This is a genomic window from Anoxybacillus sp. LAT27 (genome assembly GCF_022030075.1).
Lineage (GTDB): Bacteria > Bacillota > Bacilli > Bacillales > Anoxybacillaceae > Anoxybacillus > Anoxybacillus kestanbolensis.
The window spans coordinates 1-224 of the sequence record NZ_JAIWYK010000394.1 but is presented as its reverse complement, the minus strand read 5'-3'; the positions used below and the strand labels follow the sequence as shown (position 1 = coordinate 224).

The 224-nt window shown below is 67.0% G+C and carries 1 pseudogene; it reads left to right on the top strand.

The features are described 5' to 3' along the window. A pseudogene (locus LD028_RS18430) lies at positions 1-224 on the top strand (DNA mismatch repair endonuclease MutL); the annotation flags it as partial.

Below are 224 nucleotides of genomic sequence, written 5' to 3'. Positions count from 1 at the left end.
CTTGCGCCGGCAGAACCTGCGCCGGTGACGGAAGCAGGCCTGGGGACAGAGCCGCCTGCTGCCGAGCCTCTCTACGCTCCCGAGACGGAACGGGCCACAGCAGAGCCCGGAGGCGATACATCGGCCGTGCCACTGCTCTTTCCGGTCGGGCAGGTACACGGCACCTACATCGTGGCGCAGAACGACGACGGCATGTATCTGATTGACCAGCACGCCGCGCAGGA